This is a genomic window from Streptomyces sp. NEAU-YJ-81, from assembly GCF_017592595.1.
Classification (GTDB): domain Bacteria; phylum Actinomycetota; class Actinomycetes; order Streptomycetales; family Streptomycetaceae; genus Streptomyces; species Streptomyces hygroscopicus_B.
The window spans coordinates 21,272-34,408 of the sequence record NZ_JAGFNO010000054.1 but is presented as its reverse complement, the minus strand read 5'-3'; the positions used below and the strand labels follow the sequence as shown (position 1 = coordinate 34,408).

Annotated in this window: 15 protein-coding genes; 8 read left to right on the top strand and 7 right to left on the bottom strand. The window is 68.0% G+C overall.

The genetic code is table 11. The annotated features are described in order from the left end of the window. Positions 1–312 (bottom strand): helix-turn-helix domain-containing protein (locus J5X86_RS47590; protein WP_208522839.1); only part of this gene is annotated, 312 nt, incomplete at its 3' end. A gap of 30 nt (positions 313–342) precedes the next feature. After that, positions 343–759 carry a transposase gene (locus J5X86_RS53140; RefSeq protein ID WP_374229488.1) on the bottom strand — a complete coding sequence of 139 codons (417 nt, stop codon included), beginning with the start codon at positions 757–759 and terminating at the stop codon, positions 343–345. A 159-nt stretch (positions 760–918) separates the two neighbouring features. On the opposite strand from J5X86_RS53140, the gene J5X86_RS47580 reads away from it, so the two are divergent. Continuing rightward, entirely contained in the window at positions 919–1,497 is a 579-nt protein-coding gene (locus J5X86_RS47580; protein WP_208522838.1) for a dihydrofolate reductase family protein, read from the top strand. 87 nt (positions 1,498–1,584) lie between these two features. On the opposite strand, the gene J5X86_RS47575 is transcribed toward J5X86_RS47580, so the two are convergent. Together J5X86_RS47575 and J5X86_RS47570 are read right to left on the bottom strand one after the other, a co-directional pair. Beyond that, a complete protein-coding gene (locus J5X86_RS47575) occupies positions 1,585–2,961 on the bottom strand; it encodes an MFS transporter (RefSeq protein WP_208522837.1) in 1,377 nt (458 codons plus the stop codon). A gap of 326 nt (positions 2,962–3,287) precedes the next feature. Then, positions 3,288–3,851 (bottom strand): TetR/AcrR family transcriptional regulator, encoded by a 564-nt coding sequence (locus J5X86_RS47570; RefSeq protein WP_208522836.1) that lies wholly within the window; start codon positions 3,849–3,851, stop codon positions 3,288–3,290. A gap of 215 nt (positions 3,852–4,066) precedes the next feature. On the opposite strand from J5X86_RS47570, the gene J5X86_RS47565 reads away from it, so the two are divergent. Then, entirely contained in the window at positions 4,067–5,083 is a 1,017-nt protein-coding gene (locus tag J5X86_RS47565; RefSeq protein WP_208522835.1) for an amidohydrolase family protein, read from the top strand. Between the two features lie 189 nt (positions 5,084–5,272). On the opposite strand, the gene J5X86_RS47560 is transcribed toward J5X86_RS47565, so the two are convergent. Beyond that, the gene (locus J5X86_RS47560; protein WP_208522844.1) at positions 5,273–5,653 is read right to left on the bottom strand and encodes a MerR family transcriptional regulator; all 381 of its coding nucleotides are present in this window, start codon (positions 5,651–5,653) and stop codon (positions 5,273–5,275) included. Between the two features lie 149 nt (positions 5,654–5,802). On the opposite strand from J5X86_RS47560, the gene J5X86_RS47555 reads away from it, so the two are divergent. The 3 genes from J5X86_RS47555 (at position 5,803) to J5X86_RS47545 (ending at position 9,099) form a co-directional block, all read left to right on the top strand. Beyond that, positions 5,803–6,876 (top strand): amidohydrolase family protein, encoded by a 1,074-nt coding sequence (locus tag J5X86_RS47555; RefSeq protein ID WP_208522834.1) that lies wholly within the window; start codon positions 5,803–5,805, stop codon positions 6,874–6,876. Positions 6,877–6,912: 36 nt separating this feature from the next. After that, the gene (locus J5X86_RS47550; RefSeq protein ID WP_208522833.1) at positions 6,913–7,851 is read left to right on the top strand and encodes a chlorophyllase; all 939 of its coding nucleotides are present in this window, start codon (positions 6,913–6,915) and stop codon (positions 7,849–7,851) included. A 138-nt stretch (positions 7,852–7,989) separates the two neighbouring features. Further along, positions 7,990–9,099, top strand: a complete 1,110-nt coding sequence (locus J5X86_RS47545; RefSeq protein ID WP_208522832.1) for an LLM class flavin-dependent oxidoreductase — start codon at positions 7,990–7,992, stop codon at positions 9,097–9,099. A gap of 68 nt (positions 9,100–9,167) precedes the next feature. Here J5X86_RS47545 and J5X86_RS47540 read toward each other — a convergent pair whose 3' ends face one another. Both J5X86_RS47540 and J5X86_RS47535 read right to left on the bottom strand, forming a co-directional pair. Then, positions 9,168–9,989: a FadR/GntR family transcriptional regulator gene (locus J5X86_RS47540; protein ID WP_208522831.1), complete on the bottom strand. Its 822-nt coding sequence runs from the start codon at positions 9,987–9,989 to the stop codon at positions 9,168–9,170. Beyond that, positions 9,973–10,134 carry a hypothetical protein gene (locus J5X86_RS47535; RefSeq protein WP_208522830.1) on the bottom strand — a complete coding sequence of 54 codons (162 nt, stop codon included), beginning with the start codon at positions 10,132–10,134 and terminating at the stop codon, positions 9,973–9,975. Before J5X86_RS47535 ends, J5X86_RS47540 begins: the two co-directional genes overlap by 17 nt. Positions 10,135–10,217: 83 nt before the next feature. Between J5X86_RS47535 and J5X86_RS47530 the strand changes: the two genes are divergently transcribed. Genes J5X86_RS47530 through J5X86_RS47520 form a run of 3 tightly spaced genes read left to right on the top strand, consistent with a single transcriptional unit; the run spans position 10,218 to position 13,085 of the window. Then, positions 10,218–11,060: a fumarylacetoacetate hydrolase family protein gene (locus tag J5X86_RS47530; RefSeq protein ID WP_208522829.1), complete on the top strand. Its 843-nt coding sequence runs from the start codon at positions 10,218–10,220 to the stop codon at positions 11,058–11,060. A 40-nt stretch (positions 11,061–11,100) separates the two neighbouring features. After that, entirely contained in the window at positions 11,101–12,036 is a 936-nt protein-coding gene (locus tag J5X86_RS47525) for a VOC family protein (protein WP_208522828.1), read from the top strand. Then, positions 12,033–13,085 (top strand): cupin domain-containing protein, encoded by a 1,053-nt coding sequence (locus J5X86_RS47520; RefSeq protein ID WP_208522827.1) that lies wholly within the window; start codon positions 12,033–12,035, stop codon positions 13,083–13,085. Before J5X86_RS47525 ends, J5X86_RS47520 begins: the two co-directional genes overlap by 4 nt. Positions 13,086–13,137 lie beyond the last annotated feature (52 nt).

The window sequence follows — 13,137 nt, the reverse complement described above, 5'->3', positions numbered from 1 at the left end:
GTCGATGGGAGGGCGGCCGGCACGGTGCGGGTAGGTCCACTTCCGTGTCACCAGACGGCGGTGCCAGCGCAGCAGCGTTGCGGGGGTGACCGGTCGGTGTGCTCGAAGTTTCCTCGGCAGGAGTCGGGCCAGTGCCGCAAGGAGGGCACGGTCGGCCCAGTCGAGACGTGGCTTCGGGTTGCCACGGCGCAGCACGGCAACCTCATGACGCAGGACGAGCAACTCGACGTCCTTGGAGGCGGAGGAACGCCCGAGTAACACAAACCAGCTGAGCAGCCGAGTGATGACCAGGTAGAGCAGGCGCAAGGACACGAAAGACGATTCTGCCTGGCCTGTGGTGCCTCATCGATTCCCGCTGGTCACGGGGCCGGGCCGAGTTCTAGAACCCCACAGGTCGCGGGTGCGCATCAGGTGGGCGAAGAACCGCTCCACGATCCACCGCTTGGGCAGCACCACGAAGCCGTGCATGTCGTCGCTGCGCTTGACGATCGCCAGTACCAGGGCGAGCGCGGTCAGGCAGTGGGCGATGAGGCCGCCGGTGTAGCCGCCGTCCGCCCGGACGAGCTCCAGCCGGTGGTACGCGGCGGCCACGTGTGCAAGCAGCACCTGCGCGGCGGTGCGTCGCCGACATCCGCACCCGTGACGATCACCGCCAGCAGCAGCCCGAGCGTGTGGAGGACGCGTACAACTGCGGCAACAGGGCCTCCCGGGACTCGGATGGATCGCATCTACCGAGCTGCCAGCAGGCCCTGCTTCCATGCCCGGCCCCCGCCGCGATCACCCGATAGAGACTCCCGTTCGACGAACACCCCTCAGGACAACACCTTCTTACACGCCTGCCGTCAAACAGCGATGAGCTTCGCCGTGCCGTCCCGTCCAAATCCACGTACCCGCTCAACCACACCCGAGGAGAGCATCATGACCGCCACCTACACCTTTGACGTCTTTTCCACCCTCGACGGCTACGGCCGCCCCAGCAGTCGCGACTGGGGCGGCTACTGGGGCAAGCAAGGCCCCGAACTGCTCGACCACCGACTCTCCCTGTATGAGGCCGAGCAACGGATGATCTTCGGGGCCAACACCTATCGGACGTTCGCGCAGGTACTGACCCCGGCCTTCGAGGAGTCAGGGCGTGACCCATGGGTCACCCGGATGATGAACCTGCCTGCGACGGTGGTGTCGACCACCCTGGATGGACCTCTCGACTGGCCGGACGCGACCGTCGTGAGCGGTGACGCCATCGACGTCGTCGCCCGGCTCAAGAAGGAGTCCGAGGTGCCGTTGCGCTCTCACGGCAGCATGTCGCTGAACCGGGCGCTGATGGCCGCCGGCCTGGTCGACCGCGTCCAGGTGACACTCTTCCCTGTGATCACCGGTCAGACCGGCGATCACCCGATCTTCCAAGGTGCGGCCGACTTCGACCTCGAACTGCTCGACAGCCGGACACTCGACGGCAACATCCAAGAACTCATCTACCGGCCCACCCTGCATGCCTGAAGCCATCCACGCACCCCACCCGGCCGGGACGAGCATTCGACTCCCACCCACCAAGATCGATAGAGCAACAGGCTCTTACGGCTCGACTCATGTCCGCGAGGCGCGGCTGCGCGACGCAGGCTTGACCACCTCGGCCGGCCGCGCCGATCGGGGCGTACCCAGGACGGCAGTGGGGGTACGGAAGGTCTCCGGGGCGCTGGCGATCGCCATCCCTGAAATAGCCATGAGGCCCACGAACAGCCAAGCGACCGACGGCCAATCGTCAGGGTTGCCTTCCACCATGGACTGGGCGATCGCCGGGATGAATCCGGTGATCACTATGCCTGTAGTGAAGCTGACCGCCATGCCGCTGAACCGGATGTCGACCGGGAACATTTCCAGGAACGCCGCGAGCAGGACGCCTGAAGTCATGCTCACGAACACACCCATGAGCGCCAGGCCGAACAGGTAGATCTGCGGCCAACTTCCGTCGTTCAACGCGTTCAACCACAACGGAACCATCACCGCGGACCCGGCCGCACCCGTGACGAACACCGGCTTGCGGCCGATCCGGTCCGACAGGAGGCCGAAGAGTGGCTGGCTCGCGATCATGATCAGACTCGCGAGCGCAACCAGGTTGAGCAGGCCGGACTTGCTGAGACCGATCTCCTCCGTGCCGTAGGCGAGCCCGAAGATGTAGACGAGTCCGGCCGGAGCGATACACAGCGAAGCCAGCGCGATCCGCACCACCGCGGCGCCGTGGTGGCGCAGAACGGCCGCCAGGGGGGCCTTGTGCGCCAGTCCTTCGCGCTCCAGCCGCTGACGGACCTCCGGCTCGGAAAGCCGACGACGCAGGACATATGTCAGCAGCACGACGAAGGCGCTCGCCCAGAAAGGTATTCGCCATCCCCAGCCGGCCATCGCACCCTCGGACAAGACGGCTTCCAGGGGGACGAACACGACGAACGCGAGGAAGTTCCCGAGCTGCGACCCGGCTTGGGTCCAGCTCGTGTAGAACCCACGGCGGTCGTCGGGAGCGTGCTCAAGGGCGAGCAACGCGGAGCCGGCCTGCTCACCGCCCGCTGAGATTCCCTGGACGAGCCGCACCGCGATAAGGATCACCGGAGCAGCCGGGCCGATCATGTCGGCGCTCGGGATGCAGCCCACCAGGAAGGTCGCAACCCCCATCGTCAGCAGGATGGCCAGCAGCACCTGCTTGCGGCCGATCCGGTCACCGAGATGGCCCCAGACCGCAGCGCCGAAGGGGCGTGCTACGTATGCGACGCCGATGCTGCCCAAGGCGAGCATGGTGTCGTAGGAGTTGTTCGGGAAGAAGACCGGACCGAAATACAGGGCGGCGGCCGTCCCGTAGATGAGGAAGTCGTAGTACTCCAGCGTCGTCCCGAAGAAGCCGGAGACGGCGGCTATGCGTGCTTGCCGCCGCTGCCCTGGAGCGGCGGCGGGGGGCTCGGCGGTGTTGGGCATCTGTCGGAACCTTCCTGGGCGTGCGCAAGGACGGACGACTGATCTGCGGCTGTGATGTGGACCAGGGGCGTCGTGATGTGTCGCGCCGGGCCGGAACCAGAGTCGCTGCGATCTGGAACGGCTCGGCGGGGAGAGCGACTCTCCGGAACAAACGGCTCGTGCTCTTAAACCGCTGTTAACGTAGGCGCGACCGTGGACCTCGTCAATATCCATCACGATTCATCATGATGATTTCTGCGGGACGGTGGCCTTACAGGCTTCGCCTGCCGCCGTACGGTGCGCTGCCGGGGGCTTCGCCCCAGCTGGCCAGGCAGTCGCCCTGCGGGCTACGACGAGCGCCGCGCCGGGGGTTCGCCCAGTCGCTCGATGATGAAGTGGATCATCTCGTGCGGCGGGCGGCGGTGCTCCAGCGGGACGTGGACGGCCTCGAACACCGCCTCGATCAGGTGGGCGGCCAGATCGCGGTCGGCGTCGATACCGCGCTCGTCCAGGACCTGTCGCACCATGTCGCGAAGCCACTCCAACCACAGGTCGTGGGCTTGCCTCACGCCGTCGTGGTGCATGAGCCGGTCGTGCATGGCTTGGTGCAGCGGCCGGTAGGAACGCATGCTGACCAGGCCGCGCGTCAGCCTGCTCATGGGGTCGAGGTCGGCGTGCTCCGCGGCCAGTGCGAGGAAGTCGCGGCCCAGCATCTGTCGCATGACCGCGGCGAACACCTCGTCCTTGGACTTGAAGTACCAGTAGACGTTCGCACGGGTGACGCCGGCGGCCTTGCTGATGCCCTCCATCGTGGCGCCTTCGTAGCCGCAGGTCAGGAACACCTCGGTGGCGGCGGCGATGAGATCCGCCCTGCGCTCTTCGAGTGGGACCTGAGCGCGGTTCCTCGGCACAGGATCTGCCTCTCTTCGTGCGCGTTGCCCCTGGATCGGCAACCTCGGACCGGTCGCCCGAGCCTACCCGGAGCACATCTCCGCGCGGGCGCGCGGTGATCCGGCGACGCTTACGGGCGCTTCGTTGACGCTATGGCTGTGAGGTGTATCTTAACTCGTATTCAAGACGTCCGCACACAGGACGCCTCGCGCGTTTGAGACCGATCAGGACGAAGATGACCGATGATGTGGCCCGGGTTCACCGGGTGATCGGCGTCGAGGAACATGCGTGGACCGCCGATCTCCGCGACGCCCTGCTGACGTTCGCCGACGACGACACCGTCAACCTGCTCAGCAGCCGACAGCCGACCGACCACCGCCTACGCGAAGTCGGCGAGGAGAGGCTCGCGCGCATGGACGCAGCCGGCGTCGACGTCGAGGTGCTCTCCATCACCACTCCCGGCACCCAGCCACTGGATGCTTCCGAGGCCGTGCCGCTGGCTCGCGACGCGAATGACTTCCTGGCCGAAGCCGTCAGAGCACACCCGGACCGGTTCGCGGCATTTGCCACCCTGCCCACCCCCGAGCCGCGGGCTGCGGCTCGCGAGCTGGAGCGCTGCGTCCAGGAACTCGGGATGGTCGGAGCGCAGCTCGTCCCGTTGACACGCGACCGGTACCTCGACCACGACTCGTTCCGGCCGGTGTTCGAGGCAGCCGCCGGGCTCGGCGTGCCGTTGTACATCCATCCGGGTCAGCCGCTCAAGGCGGTGAGGGACGCCGGCTACGGCGGCTTCGACGACTGGACCAACCTCAACCTGGGTACCGGAGGCTGGGGCTGGCACGCAGACGCCGGGCTGGCTGCGCTCCGCCTCATCCTGGCCGGCACGTTCGACCGGCACCCCGACCTCCAGATCATCCTCGGTCGGTGGGGCGAGATGCTCGTGCCGTTCGCCGACCGCGCCGACCTGCTCAGTGAAGAGAACCTGACCCTCCAACGGCGGGTGATCGACTACATCACGGGCAACGTCCACGTCACGGCCGGCGGGGTGCTCAGCCACCGCATGCTCGCGGCGGCGATCGATGTCCTCGGACCGGACCGCGTCATGTTCGGCGACGACGATCCCTACCGTGGCATGAAGGGCCGGTTCGGCGGCGAGGGCGGAGCACTGGAGTTCGTCGAGACGGCTCCTATGAGTGCGGAGGACCGGCAGAAGCTGGGCCATCTCAACGCTGAGCGGCTGCTTGGGCTCTGACGGTCCGGCCGCTCGACGTCGGCGGTGCCGCGGGCAGCGCTCGTGGGCATCGCGGGATGCGCGATGACGGTGGCGACGGTGTCGTTGCCCGGGCCGGCGGAAAGGAGGGGTACTATCCGCGCGACTCATCGCCGCGGTGGTGCCGGTGCGGGGCGCCCGTCCGTGCCAGACAGTCAGGCGGCGCCGATCCTAGGCGGCGGTGTTCTGCCGGCAGGGAGCGCCGGTGCGCATATTGGCCGAGGTGCCGACAATGACCGAGTCGAGCCTGTCCCGGGTGTGCGTGAGGTCCGCGATGTGCTGGTCGATGTGATCACGCTCCACGGCCAGGCGGCCGAGAAGCTCGGGTGTGGCCTTGCCGTCGACGACGCAGGGCGTGAGCTCGGCGATGGTCTTACTGGACAAACCGGCGGAATACAGCTCCCGGATCAGACGGACCCGATCGACCGCGGCTTCCGCATAGTGGCGCTGGCCGCTGTCGCTGCGCTCGGCAGCGAGCAGGTTCTGCTCCTCGTAGTACCGCAGGGCCCGGGTGGTGACGCCCGTCCGACGGGCGAGTTCCCCAATGCGCATTCCCAGCTCCATGTCCATGTGATCTGCATCACAACGACTTGCCTTTGACGTCAACGTCAAGTTTTAGCGTAACCGACATGAACTTCCACGGGATGGTTCGTACCGGTACGCCCCCGACACGCCACGGTTAGAACGAAATGGAGCATCCGATGAGTGAGGACAGCACCCCGGCCCGGCGAGTGATCGGCGTGGAGGAACATGCCTGGACCCCCGAACTGCGTCAAGCCCTGCTCAAGTGGGGCGGCGACGAGACCGTCAACAAGATGAGCAGCCGGGGAGAGGTCAATCTGCGGCTGCTCGACGTTGGCGAGGAGCGTCTGGCGCGGATGGCTGCCAGTGGTGTGGACATGGAGATCCTCTCCATCACCACCCCCGGTACCCAGCCCCTGCCCGCGGAGGTGGCCGTCCCGCTCGCCAGGGAAGCCAACGACGTGCTCGCGGACGCCACGCGACGCCACCCCGCCCGCTTCGCGGCCTTCGCCACGCTGGCCATGTCCGACCCGCAGACGGCCGCCACCGAGCTGGAGCGCGCCGTCACGAGCCTGGGACATGTCGGCGCCATGCTCTTCCCGCGCACGGGCGAGACGTTCCTCGACCACGACAGCTTCCGCCCCGTGTTCGAAGCAGCTGCCCACCTCGGCGTGCCGCTGTACATCCACCCGGCGATGCCGCCCAGGAAGCTCATCGACGCCGCGTACAGCGGGTTCGACGACATGACGAGCATGCTGCTGTCCACCGGGGGCTGGGGATGGCACTCCGAAGCCGGTCTGGCCACGCTCCGTCTCATCCTGGCCGGCACCTTCGACCGGCACCCCGACCTGCAGATCATCCTGGGGCACTGGGGCGAGATGCTCGTGCACTTCGCCGACCGCGCCGACCTGCTCAGCACCGCCGCTACGCATCTGCAGCGCCGCGTACTGGACTACATCACCGGCAACCTCTCCGTCACCGCCGGCGGCCTCTACAGCCACCGCATGCTGACCGCGGCCGTGGACGTACTGGGGCCCGACCGAATCATGTTCGGCGCCGACTCTCCCTACGGCGCCCCCACCGCCGAGAGTGACGCTGACGCCCGCGGCCTCGGCGGCGTCGACTCCCGCGGCTCCTTCGGCGGTACCGGCGGCGCCCGCGCCTTCGTCGACAGCGCCCCTCTCGACGAGCAGGGCAGGACCAAGCTCGGTCACCTCAACGCCGAACGCATCCTCAACCTCAAGACCGCCTGACCCGCCGCACGCCCCACACCTGGAAGAGACACGCGCATGACCACGTACCAGACGACCGGGCTCACCGCCCCCGCGTCCACCCCGACCGTAGCGGTCAAGCCGCTCGTGCTGCCCGCACCACAGCGCGGCGAGGACCTGCACGTACGCATCTGTGCCCCGGTCACCGGAACCAATCTGCCGATCGTGCTGTTCGCCCACGGATTCGGCTCGAACCTGGACGGCTACGCACCCCTGGTTGACCACTGGGCCTCCCACGGCTTCGTGGTCATCCAGGCCACCCACCTCGACTCCAAGCGGCTCAACATCGCCACAGACGATCCCCGCAAGCCCCAGATGTGGCGCTACCGCCTGCAGGACATGCAGCGCATCATGGATGAGCTCGAGACGCTGGAGGCATGCGTGCCGGGCCTGGTCGGCCGGGTCGACCACAGCCGCATCGTCGCTGCGGGGCACTCCTTCGGCGGCCAGACCGCGGGCATCCTTGTGGGTCTGCGCGTCAAGGACCCACACGCCGGCATCGCCGAGGACCTGTCCGACTCCCGGGTCATGGCCAGTATCCAGCTGGCCACTGCGGGCAAGGGCGGTGACGAACTGACTCCCTTCGCCCACGAGAACCTCCCGTGGCTGCGTGATCAGGACTTCTCCCACATCACCGCCCCCGGACTGGTCGTCTCCGGCGACAAGGACGACCTGCCGCTCTCCACCCGGGGACCGGCCTGGACAACCGACCCCTACACCCTCAGCCGCGGCAACAAGAGCCTGCTCACCGTCTACGGCGGCGAGCACTTTCTCGGCGGCATCTCCGGCTACCAGGTGGCAGAGACCACCGACGAGGACCCCGGCCGTGTCGCTCTCGTCCAGCAGGTCACCCTCGCGTACCTGCGCCACGTCACCGGGATCGACCACACCGACTGGGAGACGGCCCGGGCCGTCCTCGCCGACGCCCACCCGCTGGGACGACTGGAATCCAAATGACCCCCGGCGGTCCAAAGCACAGGCCGTCGTCCGCCCCGGTCACCGCAACCACCTGCCGGTGACCGGGGGCGGCGGGATGACCGAAAACGCCGGCCTGGCAGCTTCAGCCGGGGCCGGCCCCCACCGACGAGGCTCAACATGACGGACATACGAAAGAAGATCGCGTTTCTCACGTTCGGGTACTGGCAGGACGTACCGGGCTCTGCGACCCGTACGGCGGCCGACGCCCACCTGCAGACCCTGGACCTGGCGCAGGCCGCAGAAGACATAGGAGTCGACGGTGCCTTCCTGCGGGTGCACCACTGGGCACGCCAGCTCGCCTCTCCCTTCCCTCTGCTGGCCGCCATCGCCGCCCGGACCCGCCGGATCGAGATCGGCACCGGCGTGATCAATATGCGCTACGAGAATCCGCTCTACATGGCGGAGGAGGCCGCGGCTGTCGACCTCATCAGCGGCGGACGCCTCCAGCTCGGCATCAGCCGGGGAGCGCCGGACAGCGTATCGGACGGCCCGCGCGCCTTCGGCTACACGCCCGCCGGGGGAGAGAGCGAGGCGGACATGGCACGCCGCAAGACGGAGCAGTTCCTCTCCGCGATCGAAGGCAGACCGGTCGTCGCGTACGGGCCCGACGGGACGAAGAACGGCGCAGCGGCGGCAATCCAGCCCCAGTCACCTGGCCTGCGTCAGCGCATCTGGTGGGGCTCGGGCAGCAGTGCCACCGCGTTCTGGGCCGGGAAACTCGGCATGAATCTGCAGTCGTCGACCGTACTGATCGAGGACTCCGGAATTCCGTTCGAGCAGCTGCAGGCCGAGCAGATCCGCGCCTACCGTGGTGCCTACGCCGAATCCGGGCAGGCGCACAGGCCGCGCGTTTCGGTGGCCCGGACCGTACTGCCGGTCACCGAAGACATCGACCGCCGGTACTTCGGTGAGCGCGGTCGCGGCGAACAAGCCGGCTCACTCGGGAACTTGCGGTCGCTGGCCGGCCGCACCTACGTCGGAGCCCCCGAGGTCATCGCGGCAGATCTCGCTCGCGACGAGGCCGTCCAGGAGGCCGACACCCTCACCCTCACGCTGCCGAGCCGGCTCGGCGTCGACTACAACGCGCGCATCCTGCAAACCATTGCCGCCCACATCGCTCCCGCTATCGGCTGGACACCCCTGCCCGGCCCGTCGCGCGAGGAAGGCGTGGAGGGCGAGCCCAAGACGGGGGCACACCCCTCTGCGTCTGTGGGCCGAGGTATCTGACATGGGCCGATCGCTCTCGCGCAGCATTCGCAGCAGAGCGAGCGGCGCCCTTGCCCGTGCGGCCCGGCCTAGGTGGTGGCATCGGATTGAAGCGAGGTGTTGTGTTCGTGGATGAGGCGCAGTGCCCCCTCGCGGTCTCGGCGGTCGAGGGCGTCCACCAGGGCGCGGTGCAGTTCGTGACGGTCGGCGATGTATTGATCCAGGGGCTCCTCGGCCGTGGGCAGCACCGAAAGAGTGTGCGACTCGATCAAGTCGAGCAGGTGCGTGTAGAGGGAACCGAGCAGGGCGTTCGGACTGATGGCCGCGATAGCGGCGTGCAGCCGCCAGTTGGCATGCACGAAGGCGACGGGGTCGGCGGAGCCCACTGCCTCCTCCATCGCCGTGATGTGCGAGCGCAGGCCGGCGATGTCGGCGGGCGAAGCGTGCCAGAGCGCGTCCTCGATGAGCAGCGGGTCGAGCGCGTCACGGATGCGCACGGCATCCGCGACATCGTTGGCCCTCGCGTCCAGAGCGAGGACGGAGTTGCCGAGACGGACCATGGGGGACTGCTCGGCACTGAACAGCCCGCCGCCGGGCCCGGGCTTGACTGTGACGAGCCCCCGGGTCTGCAGGATACGCAACGCCTCGTTGAATGTCCCGACGGACACCCCGCACAGCGTACGCAGCTCCTCCTTGGTACCCAGCCGGGAACCGGGGGCAACGCTCTCGATCACCTCGGTGATGCGCTCCGCCGCCCCTACGGCGCGGCCCGACGCAGTCTGCCGGGCCGTGCCGTCGGCCCTGCCGGCCGCGTCGGCCGCCGAATGGCCCCGGCTCGTGCCGGAACGGAGGGAGTCGGCACCGGCGGTACGGGCCTGCGTCCGTTCCGTGGGGTCAGGGGTAGGTGGCATCCGCGCTCCTCGATTTCATAATATTCATTATGGTTAATTTGCGGAAAAGCTCTTGACGCGCTTGTTCGCTCAGCGCAACATCGTAGTAATCATCATGCTGAATAGGTGCTGAGGGGGCAAGGGTGCCCGCGTCACCGACGGTCACCCGAATCTTCTCAACAACGGTGGGGCGACCCCGTCGACGCGATGACGGTGAACCGCCTCCCTCGAGTCCTCGGGAGTCACATCGTGCGCATCGCCAATCTCTCGGGTCGACTGGCCCTCGTCGTCAAGGGGGGCGCGATCGACGTCGCGCAGGCCAGTGCGGACCGGTTCTCCGCCGACCCGCAGGCAGTCTTCGACCGGTGGGAGGAGTTCTGTGACTGGGCGTCCAAGGCCGAGCTCCCTGAGCCGGTGGCGTTCGCGCCCGACGAGCTCGGCCCGCCCGCCCCGGCGCCGCGGCAGACCTTCGCCATCGGCCTGAACTACCGGGACCACGCCTCGGAGTCCGGTTTCAAGGCGCCGGACGGGCTGCCGCCCGTGTTCACCAAATTCGTCACCAGCATCAGCGGGCCGGTCACCCGGGTACAGCTGCCCGAGGGAGGCAACACCGACTGGGAGATCGAGCTGGTGGCGGTGATCGGAGGCAGGGCGCAAGGAGTGTCCCAGGCCGAGGCGTGGGGTCACGTCGCCGGCCTGGCCGTGGGCCAGGACATTTCCGAGCGGGTCTCCCAGCTGGCGGGCCCCGCGCCGCAGTTCAGCCTGGGCAAGTCCCACCCCGGCTTCGCGCCGATCGGGCCCTGGCTGGTGACGCCGGACGAGTTCGAGGACCCCGACGACATCGAGCTGCGCTGCTCCGTCAACGGCGAGGAGGTCCAGAAGGGACGTACCCGCGACCTGATCTTCTCCGTGACGGCGCTCATTTCCCGCCTGTCGGCAGTGCTTCCCCTGCTGCCCGGCGACGTGATCTTCACGGGCACGCCGGCCGGAGTCGGAATGGGCCGCGACCCCCGGCGCTTCCTCGCCCCAGGCGACGAACTCATCAGCACCGCCGAGGGCATCGGCGAGCTGCGTCAGACCTTCATCGCCTGAGCGCGAGGACATCACAGACACAGAAGCCGAGGAGTCCCCCATGGCACTGCATCGGTTGACCTCCATCACCATCGGGGTCCCCAATGTCGCCGAGACCGTCGCCTACTACACGGACTTCGGCCTCGCCCCTGACGGCGAGGGCTGGTTCACCACCCGGGACGCCGGACGCCAGCTGCGCGTCGTCAACGCACCCACCCGCCGCCTGGTGGAGGCACGCGTTGGCGCCGACACCCCCGACGACCTGGCGGGCGCCGCAATCCGGCTGCGGCGCCTCGGCGTCGAATCCACCCTCACCGACACCACCCTCACCGCGTACGACCGGGCCACAGCCGTCGCAGTCGTGCTCGAAACGGTCCCGCGCGTGACGCAGGAGCCCGTTGTGGCCACGCTCTACAACGGTCCCGGCCGTGCGGAGCGCACGGGCTCCCGGGCCCCCGGGATCCTGCGCACCGGTCGCGTGCGCCCGCACAAGCTGGGACACGCCGTCATCGGCACCCCCGACTTCGAGTCCACCACCGCGTTCTTCCGCGAGGGACTGGGGTTCAAGGCGTCCGACTACATCAAGGACTCCGGAGCGTTCCTGCGCTGTTCCACCGACCACCACAACATCCTGGTGCTCGCCGCGCCGGTCGCCTTCCTGCACCACTCCTCCTGGCAGGTCGGGGACATCGACGAGGTCGGCCGCGGGGCTTCGGCCATGTTGGAGGACCATCCTGAGCGGCACATCTGGGGCTTGGGACGCCACCACGCCGGCTCCAACTTCTTCTGGTACCTGAAGGACCCGGCCGGAAACTTCAGCGAGTACTACTCCGACATGGACTGCATCGTCGACGACCAGCTGTGGACGCCGGAAGTCCTGGAGGGCGCCAAGGGACTGTTCAACTGGGGCCCGCCCCCTCCGCCCTCGTTCCTGGCGCCCGAAGACCTCGCCGCCTTGATGACAGGCACCCACAGCGAGCCGAGGAGGGTGAGATGAGCACCAAGCGCTACACGTCCCACGACCCGGAACTGAACTCCCTCTACACACAGCTCGCCGAGCACGACCTGCAGCCGCTGTGGGAGATGCAGGGGCTACTGACCAAGACACCGACGGTCCAAACGGTTCCCCACCGTTGGAGCTCGACGGACCTGAGGAGACTGGCCGCCCGGTCCGGAGACCTCGTGCCGATCGACCGCGGCGGGGACCGCCGCGTGCTCGCACTGTCCAACCCCGGGCTGGCCGGCGCCCCCTACATCTCGTCAACGCTGTGGGCCGCGGTGCAGTTCCTGCTCCCAGGAGAGATGGCGCCGGCACACCGACACACGCCGGCGGCTCTGCGGTTCATCCTCGATGGCGACGGGGTGTACACCGTCCTCGACGGTGACCCGGTGACGATGGCGCGAGGGGACCTCGTTCTGACTCCGGCATGGTCGTTCCACGAGCACCACAACCCGGGCAAGAAGTCGATGGTGTGGCTCGACGTTCTCGACCTGCCGATCGTCGCCGGACTGGACGCGGTGTTCTTCGAGGAAGGCACGAGCGAAAAAGCGGATCAGAGTGCCGCCGAACGATCGACCTCCGAACGGCTCTACGGTCAAGGATCGGGCCTGGTCCCGGTCGGCGTCGACGGGCCACAGCCCGCCCACTCGCCGTTGACCGTCTACCGGTGGGCGTCCACCGACCAGGCACTGACCCGGATGCTGGAGCAATCCGGCACGGGCCAGGCACACCTGCGCTTTCGCGATCCCACCCGCGACAGGGACGTGATGCCGACCCTGCGCTGTGAAATGCGCCGCCTGCGGGCCGGAGCCAAAAGCGGCCGGGAAAGGCAGACCGGATCGCGCGTCTGTGCGGTGCTCTCCGGCACCGGACAGGCCGACATCGACGACCGCACCTTCCCCCTGGCAGCCGGTGACATCTTCGTCGTCCCGTCGTGGAGCGTGCACCGCCTGCACGCTGATGAGGACCTCGATGTCTTCATCACCAGTGATGCCCCCGTCCTGGAAAAACTCTCGCTGTACCGCAGCGAGGCTCTCGACGCCTAACCGTCCCGATGCGCGCGGCAGGTGGCGCAGCACACCGTGCGAACGCCCTCCT